Annotated in this window: 12 protein-coding genes; all 12 read left to right on the top strand. The window is 39.2% G+C overall.

What is annotated here, in order from left to right; genetic code table 11:
• Window positions 1-218: 218 nt before the first annotated feature.
• Window positions 219-1,445 carry a PQQ-dependent sugar dehydrogenase gene (locus tag CSQ79_RS21435; protein WP_099703153.1) on the top strand — a complete coding sequence of 409 codons (1,227 nt, stop codon included), beginning with the start codon at window positions 219-221 and terminating at the stop codon, window positions 1,443-1,445.
• Window positions 1,446-1,641: 196 nt separating this feature from the next.
• Window positions 1,642-1,992 (top strand): phage holin family protein, encoded by a 351-nt coding sequence (locus CSQ79_RS21430; RefSeq protein WP_099703152.1) that lies wholly within the window; start codon window positions 1,642-1,644, stop codon window positions 1,990-1,992.
• A 132-nt stretch (window positions 1,993-2,124) separates the two neighbouring features.
• The gene (locus tag CSQ79_RS21425) at window positions 2,125-3,456 is read left to right on the top strand and encodes a ferredoxin reductase family protein (RefSeq protein WP_502693950.1); all 1,332 of its coding nucleotides are present in this window, start codon (window positions 2,125-2,127) and stop codon (window positions 3,454-3,456) included.
• A gap of 22 nt (window positions 3,457-3,478) precedes the next feature.
• Window positions 3,479-3,619 (top strand): hypothetical protein, encoded by a 141-nt coding sequence (locus CSQ79_RS28285; protein WP_289501401.1) that lies wholly within the window; start codon window positions 3,479-3,481, stop codon window positions 3,617-3,619.
• A gap of 680 nt (window positions 3,620-4,299) precedes the next feature.
• Entirely contained in the window at window positions 4,300-7,053 is a 2,754-nt protein-coding gene (locus CSQ79_RS21420; RefSeq protein ID WP_099703151.1) for a polysaccharide biosynthesis protein, read from the top strand.
• Window positions 7,054-7,345: 292 nt separating this feature from the next.
• On the top strand, window positions 7,346-8,797 hold the full coding sequence (locus CSQ79_RS21415; RefSeq protein ID WP_099703150.1) for a DUF4832 domain-containing protein: 1,452 nt from the start codon (window positions 7,346-7,348) through the stop codon (window positions 8,795-8,797).
• 268 nt (window positions 8,798-9,065) lie between these two features.
• Window positions 9,066-10,421, top strand: coding sequence for a murein biosynthesis integral membrane protein MurJ (gene murJ / locus CSQ79_RS21410; RefSeq protein ID WP_099703149.1), 1,356 nt, complete (start codon window positions 9,066-9,068; stop codon window positions 10,419-10,421).
• Window positions 10,412-11,512 (top strand): glycosyltransferase family 4 protein, encoded by a 1,101-nt coding sequence (locus tag CSQ79_RS21405; protein ID WP_099703148.1) that lies wholly within the window; start codon window positions 10,412-10,414, stop codon window positions 11,510-11,512. The genes murJ and CSQ79_RS21405 overlap by 10 nt, the downstream gene beginning before the upstream one ends.
• Window positions 11,513-11,533: 21 nt before the next feature.
• Entirely contained in the window at window positions 11,534-12,640 is a 1,107-nt protein-coding gene (locus CSQ79_RS21400) for a glycosyltransferase (RefSeq protein WP_099703147.1), read from the top strand.
• A 33-nt stretch (window positions 12,641-12,673) separates the two neighbouring features.
• On the top strand, window positions 12,674-13,888 hold the full coding sequence (locus tag CSQ79_RS21395) for an O-antigen ligase family protein (RefSeq protein WP_099703146.1): 1,215 nt from the start codon (window positions 12,674-12,676) through the stop codon (window positions 13,886-13,888).
• Complete coding sequence (locus CSQ79_RS21390; protein ID WP_099703145.1) at window positions 13,885-15,006, top strand: glycosyltransferase family 4 protein; 1,122 nt, start codon at window positions 13,885-13,887, stop codon at window positions 15,004-15,006. Before CSQ79_RS21395 ends, CSQ79_RS21390 begins: the two co-directional genes overlap by 4 nt.
• On the top strand, window positions 14,999-16,123 hold the full coding sequence (locus CSQ79_RS21385; RefSeq protein WP_099703144.1) for a glycosyltransferase family 4 protein: 1,125 nt from the start codon (window positions 14,999-15,001) through the stop codon (window positions 16,121-16,123). The genes CSQ79_RS21390 and CSQ79_RS21385 overlap by 8 nt, the downstream gene beginning before the upstream one ends.
• Window positions 16,124-16,312 lie beyond the last annotated feature (189 nt).

Raw genomic sequence — 16,312 nt, 5'->3', positions numbered from 1 at the left:
TGAGTTGGGTTAATTTTTATCCACGTACTCGCGCACTAATGCTTACGCCATCAGACAGATGCGATCGCTTTGGGAATACTCTAAGTTTAAGCCTAAAATCCAGTTAAATAAAAATAATGTGCTGTACGCATTATCTAAAGTAATGCTAAGTGGTTCTTTCTACATAGCTGGATCAAATAGCCTACTCTTCAGTCTTGCCAGCCAGCTTGCAAATATCCATGAAAAATGTTGTGACGCGCAAAAATCTTGAATTATTCTTGCTTGGTATCGCCCTTCTAGGCATTATTAGTACTCCCGCAAATTCCCAGCAGCCAGAACAACGTAGAATTGAGCGTGTTGAAGGCTATTTGGCAACACCAGAACAACTAGAGTTTGATGAAGCGCTGGTGCAGCAATTGAGAATGCCTGCAGGATTTCAGATTAATGTTTTTGCTAAAGACTTAGGAAATCCGCGTAATATTGCGATCGCACCTGATGGCACAGTTTATGTTACCCGTCGCGAACAACAAGATGTCATTGCACTACGCGATCGCAATCGTGATGGACGTGCTGACGAAATGCGGACAATTGCCTCAAATTTACCTTTTGTAAATGGTATTACAATTTATCAAAATCGCTTGTATTACGTCACCGATACGTCACTTTATGCCTCTGATTTAGGACGTGGCGGTACGGTTGGCAAGCCTCAAGTTCTCATTGACGATTTACCCGATGCAGGGCAACACCCCAACCGCACGATCGCTTTTGGTCCTGATGGTATGCTATACATCTCAGTGGGTAGTACCTGTAATGCTTGTGATGAGCCGAATGAAGAACACGCAACAATGTTACGCGCTCAACCTGATGGTAGCGATCGCACAATTTATGCTGAGGGATTGCGCAATACAATTCCTTTTGGTTGGCATCCCCAAACAAAACAATTTTGGGGACTAGATCACGGCAGCGACTGGCGAGGCAACGATCAACCACCGGAAGAATTAAATTTAATTGCGCAAGGAAAACATTATGGTTGGCCTTTCTGTTTTGGCGATCGCCGTCCTGATGTTTACTTACCGGCAGAACCCGAAGGTAAATCGAAAGCAGAATTTTGTGCCACAACTGAACCACCAGTACTAACGTATACTGCTCACAGTGCACCGTTGGCAATGGTTTTCTATACAGCTTCTCAGTTTCCCCAAGAATACCGTAATGATGCATTTGTGACAATGCGCGGTTCTTGGAATCGCAATCCACCGGTGGGTTATAAAGTAGTCCGCATTCGTTATCAAAATGGGAAACCGACTGCAATTGAGGACTTTATTGTTGGTTTTCTCAACGAACAACGAACTGCACAATTTGGTAGACCAGTCGGTATTGGTATGACACCCGATGGATCATTATTATTTACAGATGATACCAATGGTGTTATTTACCGTGTAACTTATGCTGGCACAGCAAAAAGATAGTCCAGTGTCATTCTGATTGACTTTTCTATTTGAGGTGAGCAGTATCCCACCTCACTTAATTTTAAATTAATTCAATTACAATAAGCACCTTGTCACTTTTCCGCCACATTGTCTGCAAATAATATGAAATTATGAACAGTGTATGGTTCTCGATTTGAACCAAATACTCTCAAGGAGTTTTTATAGGAGTTATTAGATGGGAATTATTATTAATTGGATTGTGACTACAATCAGTTTTTTAATTATTTCAAAAATACCCATTGGTGTCGAAATCGACAGTTTTGGAAAAGCCGCAATATCTGCAGCAGTTTTTGGACTTCTCAATGCTTTTGTCCGACCAATTATTGCTTTTCTAGCTTTTCCCATCAATCTTTTAACTTTGGGTTTATTCAGCATTGTTATCAATGCAATTATTTTTGGATTAGCAGCATTATTAGTACATGGATTTCGCTTACGTTGGGGAATTTGGAGTGCCTTGATTGGCACAATTGCTTTGAGCATCGTTAACTCTATTTTATTCAGCTTGCTTGGTACAGTAGGAATATAAAGGTTGGTTGCATAGCAAGCTGATTGAAGCAAAATCTTTAAAAAGATCTATTATCAAATTCTACCGCCTTTCACAGTCAACATAAGATTGCTGTAGTTTAACGTCAATCTCAAATTAAGTGGAAAGAGAAAGATGTTTCAAATGAAAAATCCCTGGGTTGCAGGAACATTTTGGATTGTTTTATACCTCTTAGTAACCCTTTCCCCCTTGTTAATTTTGTTAATTCACCCAGCACCAGGAGGGCGGGGATTTTGGATCGAATTTTCTGCAGCATTGGGTTACGTGGGCTTGGCAATGATGATGCTGCAATTTGCATTGACAGCTCGTTTTGATGCGATCGCCGCGCCTTACGGCATTGATATTGTCTTGCAGTACCATCGCTATATTACCCAAGTTGCCTTTGCGTTAATCCTGATTCACCCAATCATTTTATTTTTCCAGGACGCTGAATATCTACGACTACTTAACTTCTTTGAAGCGCCTTGGCGAGCAAGATTTGCGGTTATTTCGACGATATCATTAATCTTACTAGTTGTGACTTCACTATGGCGAGAGAAGCTGAAGCTGAACTATGAAGTGTGGCGGACAAGTCATGGAATTCTGGCGGTTGCGACGGTAGGTTTAGGGCTAGCTCATGCTTTTGGTGTAAACTACTATCTCGCACTGCCTTGGAAGGCGATGTTGTGGATACTATTAGCCTTGTTGGCATTTGGTTCTTTAATATATGTCCGCTTGCTCAAACCGTGGCTGATGATGCAAAAACCCTATCGGGTAGAAACTGTTGTCCCTCAGCGGGGTGATGTTTACACATTAGTACTGCGTCCGCAGGGACACGAAGGCATTCGTTTTTTGCCAGGACAATTTGCTTGGCTTACTCTAGATCGTTCTCCGTATCGCATTCAAGAGCATCCGTTTTCATTTTCTTCAAACGGCGATCGCAGCGATCAAGTTGCACTCACAATCAAAGCTGTTGGTGACTTCACAAACACAATTAAAAATGTTCAGCCTGGAACAAAAGCTTTTCTAGATGGTCCTCACGGGGCTTTTACTCCTGATCGTTTTGACTGTAAAGGTTTAGTCCTGATCGCCAATGGTGTCGGTGTTACCCCCATGATCAGTATTATGGTTACGCTTGCGGAACGCGGCGATCATCGACCAATTCGCTTAATTTATGCCAACGGTTCGTGGGATGATGTTGCTTTTCGTGAAGATCTAGAATATCTCAATAAGCGCTTAGATAGTCTCACAGTGACTCATGTTATTAAAGAACCCCCTGAAGATTGGGCAGGAGAATCAGGTTACGTAGATAAAGATCTCCTAGCACGACACATTCCCGATAATCGTGAAGGCTGGCGCTATTTCCTTTGTGGTTCTCCTCGCTTTTTAGATGAAGCAGAAAAAGCTCTACACGAGCTAAAAGTTCCTGCCAAATACATTCACATGGAACACTTTAATCTTGTTTGATGAAGCTCACAGCTTAAAAAATATGCGTTTTAAAATTATGCTTGAAGTAGTGGCATTTGTCTCTGTTGTCCTTGTATTAACGTCAGCATTGTTTGGCTACGTCCAAAGACGCCCAGTCGAGCCAAGCATTAATTCGGGTCGGGTTGAACCTAATACTAACTAACTTGGTATTTGATGTAAGGTTGGTGCATCAACCACACCAATAAAGCACCCAGGGTTAGGCATTTTTTGCCTGCCCAACTTGGATCTTCTCAATCAGACTAAATTGAAACTAGTTTTTGCCCAGTACAATTTCTTCTAGAAGTTAACACAAACATTCATGTTTGGATACCAGGTACGACAACTGGAAACAAACACAATTTTTATCTGTCTTTGGACTGGTTTTTATATTTAAGTATTACTGTAGAAATTACAGTTAAAGCACGCTTTCATTAAATGAACATTGAAAATTTACAGAAGCTTTAACAAAAAATTGGTAAAAAGCTATCAATATTAGTGGTATCTTGTAGTAACAAATAATTTTCTTGGTGTAAAAATTAATGTCTTACACAGCATTAGCTTAGCCTACGAGGCTGAGAAAAACTAGTGTAGACCCTAATTGTTACTAATTATGTGTGGTTGTCCGTAATGACTAATCGAGGAGTAATTGAACTAAATTTTCAGTTCATCAATACGTCTTATATAAACCTGTACAATTTTTTATTTTTGTAAACAACGGATATTAGGCGATTGCCCAAAGTCCACCGATTTCCCTAATCAAATACTACTAAGTTAACGAAAATCCTTCTTCAATTTGAGTTGAGGAAAGGAAATTATCTTGAAAATTTGCCTGGACGTAAAGTCATGATAGATACACTATCAAATATTTGGCTGCGGTTACGTAACCGCCATTTTCTTGCTGTTGATACAGCAATTTTCTTATTAACACCTGCATTAGCACTCGCGTTGCGCTTAGACAAATTATTTGTCTATAGAGTGTATGGCACCGATGTTCTTATTGTAACAATCCTATTTTTAGCTGTAAAGATCGTACTGCTGTACTTGTTTGGTTTTTATCGTCGCTGTTGGCGTTATGCCAGTATTGATGAACTTATTCAAGTCGTGGCTTCTATGACTGCTGCTGTTATTGTTCAAAGTTGGTTATTTTACCTGCTTTACTACAGTAGTGCCTTAGTAGACGACTTACCGCGATCGCTACCCCTACTCGATGGCATACTGAGTTTACTCCTAGTTGGTGGAGTACGCTTTAGCGTACGTGCTGTAGAGCGCATGTATCAATTACCGCGAACAACTCACCAGTACGAACGGGCGTTGATTATTGGTGCTGGTAATGCGGGCGTGTCGCTAGTTCAAACAATTCAACATAATCCTGAATTACGTCTTTATGCAGTCGGTTTTATTGATGATGATGCAACAAAACTAGGCTTACGCATTCGGGGAATTCGCGTTTTAGGCGATTGCCGTAACATTCCAGATATTGTTCGTGCTTTCAACATCGAGCGCGTCATTATTGCCATGCCGACTGTTTCTGGCAAAACAGTAAGAGAAATTGTCGATCGCTGTCAATCGCTGGGTGTGGCGACAAGTACCTTGCCAAGCATGCATGAAATCCTTAGTGGTAATGCCCATGTTGCTAGTATTCGAGATGTCAAAATTGAAGATTTGCTGCGACGCGAACCAATTAAAACAGATGTCAAGGAAGTTTCACACTTTCTCAATGGCAAGCGAGTTTTGATTACAGGTGCTGGAGGTTCAATAGGTGGTGAAATTTGCCGTCAAGTATTGCAATGTTGTCCTGCAGAAATATTGCTTGTCGGGCACGGAGAGAACTCTGTTTTCAACATTCAACAGGAACTCAAGCAAGTCTTAGACTCTTGGCATTCTTGCCCAAATCCACCTCGGCTGACAACGTTAATTGCTGATATTCGCTTTGCATTGCGCTTAGAATATGCTTTTGAGCAATTTAGACCAGATATTGTTTTCCATGCAGCAGCACATAAACATGTGCCCTTAATGGAGGCAAACTCACCAGAAGCAATTACAAATAACGTTGTCGGAACAAAAAATCTACTCGACTTGGCACTACGCTACAACGTAAAACACTTTGTCATGATTTCTACCGATAAAGCTGTGAATCCCACAAGTATTATGGGTGCGAGTAAAAGAGCGGCAGAAATGTTGGTCTTAAAAGCAGCACAAACAAGTAAAAAACCTTTTGTTGTTGTGCGTTTTGGCAATGTCCTAGGAAGTCGAGGTAGTGTAGTTCCGACATTTAAGCGACAGATTGCAGCAGGCGGTCCAATTACAATTACACATCCTGATATTTGCCGTTATTTCATGACAATTCCCGAAGCAGTTCAACTTGTACTGCAAGCTGCGGTGATTGGTCAAGGTGGAGAAGTGTTTATGCTTAAAATGGGGGAACCTGTTAAGATTGTTGACTTGGCAAAAGATCTCATTCGCCTTTCTGGTTATGAAGTCGGTAAAGACATTGATATTGTGTATACAGGACTGCGACCAGGAGAAAAACTGTATGAGGAGTTGTTTATTCCTGGAGAACGTTACGAGCCAACGCAGCACGAGAAAATTGTTTCAGTTAGCAATGCAAGTGGAATTATTCCTTTAAATTTAGATGCAATGGTGGCAGCGCTTTGTGAAGCCGCAAATTTAAATGATCATCGAGCTATTGCTTCTTTGTTAAAACAGCTAGTCATCGAGTATCAACCAGGAAGTAATGCAATTCCTAAGGATAGTACAGTTGTTTCAAGCGATCGCCTAAATCAAGTCACAAAACTACAGCAACTCGCAAAAGACTTACAAAATGCTTTAACACAATCCGAGTTCCGCATTCACTATCAACCGATCGTTAACTTAAACACGAATGAGATTACAGAATTTGAAGCTTTATTACGCTGGCAACATCCTCAACAAGGCTTGATAACACCATCTAAATTTATCGATCTCGCCGAAAGTACAGATTTAATTATCCCAATTGGCTGGTGGGTGTTGCGTCAAGCCTGCAGACAACTCCGAACTTGGCAACACCAATTTCCTCACATTCGCTTAACGATGAGTATCAATTTCTCGCACAAGCAGTTTTTTCAACCTGACTTGAGCAAACAAGTTGCCCAAATCTTGCAAGATGTCAATTTGACAGCAGGTAGTTTGAGATTAGAGATAGCTGAGAGCGTTATTTTAGAAAATCTCGATCGTGCTGCGGCAGTTATTCAACAGTTAAATAATTTAGGTGTTCAGTTACAAATAGATAATATTGGTGTTGGATACTCTTTCTTGAGCTTACTTCAGCAATTACCGCAACTTCTGCAAAATCACAAAATTAGTAAGTTAAAGCTGGATCGTACGCTCATTAGTTCTACTGACAGTGAAACTGCAGAAATTATGCAAACTATTGCCGCGATCGCGCACGACTTGCATATAAACCTCACGGCTACTGGTGTAGAAACAATCAAGCAACTTGCACAGATTCGGGCACTTGAGTGTAAATATGGACAGGGTTATTTGTTCTCAGAACCTCTAGAAAGCCAAGCAATTCAACCATTACTAGCAACGCACTACACTCCAATCAATACCTTTTAAGTATATAATTATTGGTGGTAGTAAAATAACAGTAGATGCAAAATGTCTATTCAAATACTGAGATATTACTGAATATTACCCTCAATTTTGTTGAGGATAGATTCTTAAATAAGTACAAATCCTGAAGCATCAGCATAAGGAAAAACAGAATATAGCTCTATTTTCAGTAGATTTGCTCTAGGGTAAAAAATACAAGTAAAGCTATCTTCAATTTGTTATTTGGTTATGTATAGTTATTATGAAAATCTAACTATCAAAACTAAATATGAAATCTTTCCTATTCAGATAAATCATGGTAAGACAACTTCTACAGCGTTTGCGAACACCTATTGTTTTTTCATTACTGAGTTTAACTGTTGCTGGTTCATGTCATGCTGCTACCACTGTTAGTGGAGAAACGAAAAATTATCAAGTAAGTCAAGAAAATTTTACTAATCCTGAGCGTGGATTTTATATAAATTACCTGACAAGACATCAAGAATCTCCCTTAAAAGCTTCTGAGTTAGCAACACTAAAAAGCAGGAATATAAGTTTAGCTAGACGGCTTTACATCATTCCACAATATCGTTACAATAGCTTACCGCAATCTTTTCTTGAATTTGTCAAACAAGACTTAGATACAGCTCGACAAGCTGGGATAAAATTAGTAGTTCGCTTTGCCTATAATTGGGACATCGGTGGATATGATGCACCAAGAGATATTATTTTAACTCATCTAGAACAATTGCAACCTGTGTTAACAAATAACCATGATGTGATTGCTTATTTAGAAGCAGGATTTATTGGTGCTTGGGGACAGTGGAATCGTTCTTCTCATCAGTTGATTAATAACACAACTTTAGATGTTACAGCAGATTCAAGAGCAATATTTTTTAAAATGCTGAATGTCTTACCTCCACAAAGAATGGTAGCGCTACCATTTCCCAAGCAGAAAATGGATATGTTTAACACAACTCAACCACTCAAATCGAGTGAAGCTTTTAGCGGAAGCGATCGCGCTAGAACAGCGACTCACAATGATGGTTTCTTGGCAAGTTCTGATAATTTAGGGTTTTATACTTATCGCCAGGTAGAAAGAGATAAACAATACTTAAGTACAGATAATTTGTATGTTGTTCATGGCGGTGAAACTGCAAGTGCTAGTAGCCATGCACAACCTTATATTGGGTGTGCAAATGCGTTAACAGAAATGGCACAACTACGCTGGAGTGTCTTAAATCTTGAATTTCATCACACAGTTGTACAAGGTTGGGAAAAACAAGGCTGTATGCCAGAAATTAAAAAACGTTTGGGCTACCGCTTTCGGTTACTCAAGTCAACAATTCCTAACCAAGTTAAGCCAGCAGGTACTTTTGCAATGAATTTTGTTGTGACTAATGATGGCTGGGCTAATGCTTACAATCCCCGTAAAGTAGAAATTGTATTACGTCATAAACAGACAAAAAAAGAATACTACATACCAGTCAATGAAGAGCCACGCAAATGGCTACCTGGTAGTACAAAAACTGTCACAGTTGAGGCAGGTATTCCAGCAAATATACCGAGTGGAGAGTATCAAGTTCTTCTTAATCTTCCCGATCCATCATCTACGTTATATAATCGCCCAGCGTACTCTATTCGGCTAGCAAATCAAAATACATGGGAAGGAGCAACAGGTTATAATTTATTATCAACCACTGTTACAGTTACTTCAAACGGATCGGGAAGTAATTATTCAGGTACTCAGATTTTTACTTCTCGGTAATTCCTCAATCTTGACAAGTTTTAAATATAGCAGTCTGTAGCGGAATTTTTGAGAGATTTTCCGCTACTTTCAATTTTTTAAATAAATTTATTGCCAAAACTACGATGATATATAGCTGTTTATTGTAAAATATATATTCAAACAGCTAATTAGATCTCCTTATTAAGGATATTGAAAAAATCAAAATAGTTGTCTACTGCATGAAGCTATCGTCAAGACAAGTAAATTAACTTCATTAAAGTAGAAAGCTACTTCAAGGAATTGGCAAGTGCAAAGATTACTAAATGGTTGGACAAAACTAACAAGCACTTCCGTCAACCGGAAAATTTTTGGTGCAGCCATTACGGTTGCTATCTTAACTGCATTTGTCAAGATCGCAGCTGTAATTAAAGAATTAGTAGTTGCTTGGAGGTTCGGTACTGGTGATGCAGTTGATGCTTTTTTAATTGCTTTGTTAGTACCTGCTTTTATTATTAATGTTGTTGCTGGTTCTTTTAATGCGGCTTTAATTCCTACTTACATTCAAGTTAGAGAAAAACAAGGTACACAAGCGGCGCAACATTTATTTTCTGCAACCATGATTTGGGGGTTAGGTCTACTTGGCATAACGACCTTACTCACGATCCTTTCAGCACCAGTTTATCTACCATTGATTGCATCTGGGTTTGATTCAGAAAAACTCCGTTTAACATTTTACTTGCTGTGTGCGATCGCGCCAATTATTTTACTCAGTAGTATTGTTACCATTTGGGGAGCCGTTTTAAACGCCGGCGAGCGTTTTGCATTAGCGGCACTAGCTCCAATCGCCACTCCAGCAGTTACTATTATTTTTCTATTTATCCAGTCTTGGGGTATCTTTGCTTTAGCAGCAGGACTCGTTGCAGGTACGGCAATAGAAATTATTTTACTAGGATTAGCACTGCGTAAGCAAGGTATTTCTTTGCTGCCGAAATGGTATGGTATTAATCCAGCACTACGCCAAGTTGCCTATCAATGCATACCAGCACTCATTGGCGCGTTTATTATGTGTAGTGCTACTTTGGTCGATCAATCTATGGCTGCCATGCTTGCACCAGGAAGTGTAGCATCACTTAATTATGGCAATCGAGTGATTGCATTTCCTATTACGCTTGCAACAACAGCCTTGAGTACAGCAGTTATTCCCTATTTTTCTAGGATGGTTGCGTGCAATGAATGGGCAGGGGTACGCCACACATTAAATCGCTATATGTGGTTGATATTTGCTGTATCTATACCTTTTACTGGATTATTACTACTAAGTTCTGAATTAATAGTAGAAATCTTATTCCAACGCGGTTCTTTTACATCTGAAGATACACAAATAGTTGCTCAAATTCAATCTTTGTACGCCCTGCAAATTCCTTTTTATATAGCAGATATTTTTGTGGTAAAGCTCCTCACTTCAATGCGACTAAATCATATTTTAATGTGGGTGTCAGTCTTCAATCTTTTAATTAATATTAGTCTCAACTACTTATTTATGCAATGGATCGGAGTGAGTGGTATTGCTTTATCCACTAGCTGTGTCTACTTATTCTCTTTTTTGTATTTACTCTTTTTTGCTAACAAAAACTTAAAAATATTTGCAGCACAATGCGATTAACACTAGTAACTGCAACTCTTACCTGTGGTGGGGCAGAACGAGTTTTGGTTCTGCTGGCAGAGGGCTTTTTGCAGCAAGGACATAATGTTGCTATAGTAACACTTTCAGGAAAGGAAAATGATTTTTATCAGTTGCCACCAAAAGTGACAAGAATTGCTTTAGATGTGATGCAGAAGTCTCCTAATCTCTTTCAAGCCGTGAGAAATAATCTTTATCGCTTGTTACAGTTAAGGAGAGCAATTCAGTCTACCCAACCAGATGTAGTGATTTCTTTTGTCGATCAAACTAACATTACAACTGTGTTATCGCTGCAAGCAACAGGTTATCCAGTGATTGTCACAGAACATTGTGATGTTGGCATAAAATATGGTGGTGCTATTTGGGAAAAACTGCGCCGAATTACTTATCCTCGTACAGCGAAGCTTGTTAGTGTTAGTCAAGGTGTAGACAGTGCTTTTCAGTGGCTACCTGCAAGAAAGAGAATGGTCATTTACAATCCACTCATCATTCGTGAAAATCAACATGCAGCTAATCTGCTGCAATTTGACCTGCACAAGCAGTGGATTGTTGCTATGGGTAGGTTGACTTATCAAAAGGGCTTTGACTTATTAATCGCTGCATTCCAGAAAATAGCTGCTCAGTTTTCAGATTGGCAATTGATTATTTTAGGTGAGGGAGAGTTACGGCAAGAGTTAGAAACTTATGTAGATAAGTTAGGGTTGTCTCATCAGGTTGTTTTGCCTGGAGCTGTGAATAATCCTTTTGCGATCCTCAGACAAGCAAAGTTTTTTGCAATGGCTTCTCGATTCGAGGGCTTTCCGATGGTGCATGGAGAAGCTTTAGCTTGTGGTTTACCTGTGATTAGTACAGATTGTCCTAGCGGTCCTAGAGAAATTATTCGCGATCGCATCGATGGTATTTTAGTGCCTAATGGAGATGTGACAGCCTTAGCTATGGCAATGCAGCATTTAATGACAGATGAAGCAGCGCGTCAGCAACTAGCTAACCGCGCGCCAGAAGTTTCCACAAGATTTAGTCTTGATAGTGCCATGCGTCAATGGGAAGCATTATTTGACGAAGTTGTGCGCTAGCACAAATTACAGCTTAGTACTATGCCTGAATTTTTATCAAAAAAACGTATTGCTTTTTTCCTACCTGCTTTACATGGTGGTGGTGCAGAAAAAGTAGCAATAAATCTTCTTAAAGGAATGCTGCAATACGATGTGTCTTTAGATTTAGTTTTAGCCAGCAAAGAAGGTCCATACTTGGAACAAGTTCCCTCTCAAGTCAAAATTATTGACTTAGAAGCAGGAAGAGTCATTAAGGCGATCGCACCGTTATCAGGTTATCTACGTCAAACCAAACCAGACGCATTATTGTCACATATGAATCATGCTAATGCGATCGCAGTTATGGCAAAACAATTAGCATCGACAAACACTCGACTTGTTTTGGTAGAACATGACACTTTATCTGTTGCTAGATCTAAACTTCTGCGGGCAAAACTTGTACCATTGTTCATGAAATGGCTGTATCCCAGTGCTGATGCAATTGTAGGAGTTTCTCAAGGCGTAACCGATGATTTAGGTAAATATTTAGGTATTGTTCCCTACAAGCTTCATACAATTTATAATCCGGTTGTTGATGAAGAACTGATTGATAAAGCAAAAGCAACTCTAGATCATCCTTGGTTTCAAAATCAAGCTATACCTGTATTTCTAGCTGTCGGAAGACTTACTCTACAAAAAGATTTCAGCACTTTAATTAAAGCTTTTGCTATTTTACGTCAAACCCAACAAGCACGATTGTTAATTTTAGGAGAAGGTGAAGCACGACAAGAACTAGAAGCATTGATGCAAGAACTAAAAATTATTGAGGACGTCTCTTTACCTGGATTTGTTGATAATCCTTATCCCTATATGAGTAAGGCTACTGCTTTTGTTCTTTCTTCGCGCTGGGAAGGTTTACCAACTGTATTAATTGAAGCAATGGCTTGTGGTTGTCCTGTTATTTCTACTAACTGTCCTAGTGGTCCGCAAGAAATTCTAGCAGCAGGTAAATATGGTTTTTTAGTACCAGTAGGTGATGTTAATGCTTTGGCAACAGCAATGTTAAAAGTATTAAGCAATCCTACTAAACAAGAATTATTGATTCAGCGATCGCAAGATTTTTCATTACAACAAGCGGTTCCTAAATATCTGAATTTGTTAGGTTACTAAAACGCTCGTGTAAAAAATAGTATCTCTAAAATTATGACTCCTGCTTTAGATAGAAAACACGATCTACTTCTTTATTATCAATGTATCCTAGCAGTAGGTGCTGTTATTCTCTTCTTTTCTGATATAGATCTTTATTTTTTCAGAACTGGGCAAGCGCCTGCACCTGTAATGTTGGTTTTTCTATTCGGATTTGCATCACTTCCGTTACTACTTTCAATTTTTAGTAGAATTGATTTTTTTTCAGCACCTATTGTTACTTGGTGTAGTAGTTATTTGTTAGTTTCTTTATTGTCTTTTTTGATTTTTTTATCGTCTGATGCTGGTTATCAAGAATTAAGACTACGAATTTTATCAGTTTTGTTTTTTCTAATCATGCTACTGATATTTTCTCGATATCGTGCTGTGCAATCATCAGCAAGATATACAACTATCATTGTTGGTATCATGGGAGTTCTTAATAATATTTATGAACTTTTAAATCCTTTGGTATTTGGTGGACTTAATGATACAGGTCGTCCAGCAGGGTTTTATGTAGATCCTAACAGAACAGGATGCGCTCTTGTTTTAAGTATGATCTTTGGTACTGGTTTAGTGCCTCAAAAATATCGCCCATATTTTATTGCATTTATAGGATTAGGAATTCTGCTGACTTTTTCTCGTGGAGCAATTTTAGGATGGATTTTAGTTATCCTCATTTTTCTTAAGCAAAAAGTTATTACTAAGAATCAATTAATATACTGGCTGATTGGAACAGGAATTATTGTTATTGGATTGGGATTACTGAGCAGTAACTTTATTAATATTAATCAACTTCCGTACGGAGTTCGCGAAAGGTTGGAATGGTTTGAAAACCCAACTGCTTCTGAACACTCTGCAGATTCGCGGATGGCAATTTTAATTGCTGGATGGCAATTATTCATTCAAAGTCCATTATGGGGAAATGGAATTGCTTCAACTATAGATTGGAGTTATAGAATATCGACGCATAATATGTATTTGGTATTTATGGTAGACCATGGTTTTTTAGGTATCTTAATTCTGCCCTTATTTGTTTATGCCGTAACATATCCTACTAGAGGAGAAAACCGATACGTTGCTCTATCATTTGCTATTCTAATTTTATTGTGGGGTTTGTTTAGTCACACAATACTTGAAGATAGATTCATTTTACTCAGCTTTGCTTTAATGGCAACATTGAATGTAACAAGTCAACAAGAGGAGAAATATCACTTAAGGCACCAAATATGAGAATTGTTCATGTCATCACCGGACTTTCTACGGGTGGTGCAGAAATCATGCTTTACAATCTGTTGTCGCGGATAAATCGCGATCGCTTTAGCCCAAGTGTAGTCTCGTTACTGGAACAAGGAACATTAAGCGATCGCATTTTAGAATTAGATATCCCTGTATATTCCCTTGGTATGAAACCAGGGGGACTTCCTACACCAAACATTTTCTGGAATTTGATTCGGACTTTACGTCAATTGCAACCAAATATAATTCAAGGTTGGATGTATCACGGCAACTTAGCTGCATATGTTGCTAGTCGTTTTTTTACCCCTAAAATTCCAGTTATTTGGGGAATTCATCACTCAATTGCGGCACTTGATGCTGAAAAGCAAATGACGCAAGCAATTATTAAACTAGGTGCAAAAATATCTGATTCTCCTAAAAAAATTGTTTTTGTTTCGCAAACAAGTCGATCGCAACACGAAGCGTTAGGATATTGTCATCAAAATAGCTGCGTTATTCCTAACGGTTTTGATCTTGTACGCTTTCAACCTTCATCACAGGCAAAAATCAATATTCGCACTGCTTTGAACTTAGCCACAGATACATTATTAATCGGATTATTTTGTCGCTATCATCCGATGAAAGATCATGCAAACTTTTTGCAAGCAGCGGCAATTTTAACTAAAAAATATTCAAACGTTCATTTTTTGCTAGCAGGTACAGACGTTGATGCAGCAAATCAAACCTTGCAACAAATTATTGACAATCTAGCGCTACAGTCTCAAGTTCATCTTTTGGGTGAACGTAGTGATATACCAGACTTAATGGCTGCTCTCGATATTGCAACTTCAGCCTCAGCGTATGGTGAAGCGTTTCCTTTAGTAGTAGGAGAAGCAATGGCTTGTGGAGTCCCTTGTACTGTTACAGATGTTGGTGATTCTCAGTCGATTGTTAGCAACACCGGAAAAGTTGTCCCACCAAAAAATCCTCAAGCCCTTGCTCAGGCTTGGCAAGAATTAATTGAAATCGGTTCAGCAGGTAGAACTGCTTTAGGTCAAGCAGCAAGAGTCAGAATTCAAGAAAATTTTGCCCTTGATGCCGTTGTCGACCAGTATCAAGCTTTATATGTATAGACTTTTGATTGTTACAACAATTCCTGCTACTGTGCGGGCGTTTCTGTTGCCTTATATCGCCCACTTTCGCGCACAAGGTTGGCAAGTTGATGCTATGGCACAAGGTATTACTGATTGTAGCGAGTGTATGAGTGCGTGCGATCGCGTTTGGGATATTGAGTGGTCGCGCAATCCTCTCGATCCGCGTAACTTGATCAATGCACCGCGCCAAATTCAGCAAGTTCTGACTCAACAAAATTATGATTTAGTCCACGTTCATACACCAGTGGCGGCGTTTGTAACTCGTTATGTTATCAATCGTTGGCAATCAACAAAACCACGAGTTATTTACACAGCGCATGGATTTCACTTTTATCGTGGTGGTTCGCCAATAAAAAATAGCATCTTTCTCACTCTAGAAAAACTTGCAGGACATTGGACAGATTATCTGGTTGTGATTAACCGTGAAGACGAACAAGCTGCGAATCAAATTGTCCCCGCCACCAAAGTGCGATATATGCCAGGAATCGGCGTAGATACAGCCTATTACAGCCCTCACGCAGTGACAGCAGATGAAGTGATGCAAGTACGTCAAGAAATGAGTTTATCACCAGAAACACCCCTATTTTTGTCAATTGCAGAATTTATTCCCCGCAAACGTCATCGCGATTTGCTGCAAGCTTTTGCTTCATTAGAACCGCAAGCCCATTTAGCGTTAGCAGGGACAGGATCGTTGCAAGCACAAATGCAAAGCTTAGCATCTGAATTGGGTATTGGCGATCGCACTCATTTTCTAGGGTTACGACGCGATATTCCTGCACTGATTCGCGCCTCTGTTGCAACTTTACTGGTTTCAGCCCAAGAAGGATTACCCCGCAGTGTTATGGAGTCTTTAAGTCTAGAGGTTCCTGTTATTGGTACTGATATTAGAGGTATTCAAGATCTTTTAGACTCTCATCTTTTAGTTCCGTTAGGAGACGTCTCTGGAATTGCCCAGGCTATGAATTGGGTGTTAGATCAACCTGAAGCCGCTCAAAATTTAGGGAAAAAAGGACGCGATCGCATGGCTAATTATGACTTACAGCATGTTATCGCCAAACACGAGCAACTCTATGCTGAAGCTTTAAATGATATCTAAGTTTAGGACGTTGAAATCATGATTAATATTATCTCTAACTGAATAACCAAACTATTATTGAGTTGCTACTCACTATTCACTACCTGCTTGAATCGTAATTAACCCGATTTGATATAACTTACATCTTCATCAAGCAATGTTTGATATATGTATCTATAGTACTCAGTAAAATTGAAAATTCTTATCACA

It is taken from the genome of Gloeocapsopsis sp. IPPAS B-1203 (assembly GCF_002749975.1).
Taxonomy (GTDB): domain Bacteria; phylum Cyanobacteriota; class Cyanobacteriia; order Cyanobacteriales; family Chroococcidiopsidaceae; genus Gloeocapsopsis.
The sequence above is the reverse complement of the archived record's forward strand: the minus strand, read 5'-3'. Positions and strand labels throughout refer to the sequence as shown.

Excerpts from the sequence above, each read along its gene's own strand:
- CSQ79_RS21435 (WP_099703153.1), top strand. The coding sequence starts at position 219 with ATGAAAAATGTTGTGACGCGCAAAAATCTTGAATTATTCTTGCTTGGT.
- CSQ79_RS21430 (WP_099703152.1), top strand. The coding sequence starts at position 1,642 with ATGGGAATTATTATTAATTGGATTGTGACTACAATCAGTTTTTTAATT.
- CSQ79_RS21425 (WP_502693950.1), top strand. The coding sequence starts at position 2,125 with ATGTTTCAAATGAAAAATCCCTGGGTTGCAGGAACATTTTGGATTGTT.
- CSQ79_RS28285 (WP_289501401.1), top strand. The coding sequence starts at position 3,479 with ATGCGTTTTAAAATTATGCTTGAAGTAGTGGCATTTGTCTCTGTTGTC.
- CSQ79_RS21420 (WP_099703151.1), top strand. The coding sequence starts at position 4,300 with ATGATAGATACACTATCAAATATTTGGCTGCGGTTACGTAACCGCCAT.
- CSQ79_RS21415 (WP_099703150.1), top strand. The coding sequence starts at position 7,346 with ATGGTAAGACAACTTCTACAGCGTTTGCGAACACCTATTGTTTTTTCA.
- CSQ79_RS21405 (WP_099703148.1), top strand. The coding sequence starts at position 10,412 with ATGCGATTAACACTAGTAACTGCAACTCTTACCTGTGGTGGGGCAGAA.
- CSQ79_RS21400 (WP_099703147.1), top strand. The coding sequence starts at position 11,534 with ATGCCTGAATTTTTATCAAAAAAACGTATTGCTTTTTTCCTACCTGCT.
- CSQ79_RS21395 (WP_099703146.1), top strand. The coding sequence starts at position 12,674 with ATGACTCCTGCTTTAGATAGAAAACACGATCTACTTCTTTATTATCAA.
- CSQ79_RS21390 (WP_099703145.1), top strand. The coding sequence starts at position 13,885 with ATGAGAATTGTTCATGTCATCACCGGACTTTCTACGGGTGGTGCAGAA.
- CSQ79_RS21385 (WP_099703144.1), top strand. The coding sequence starts at position 14,999 with ATGTATAGACTTTTGATTGTTACAACAATTCCTGCTACTGTGCGGGCG.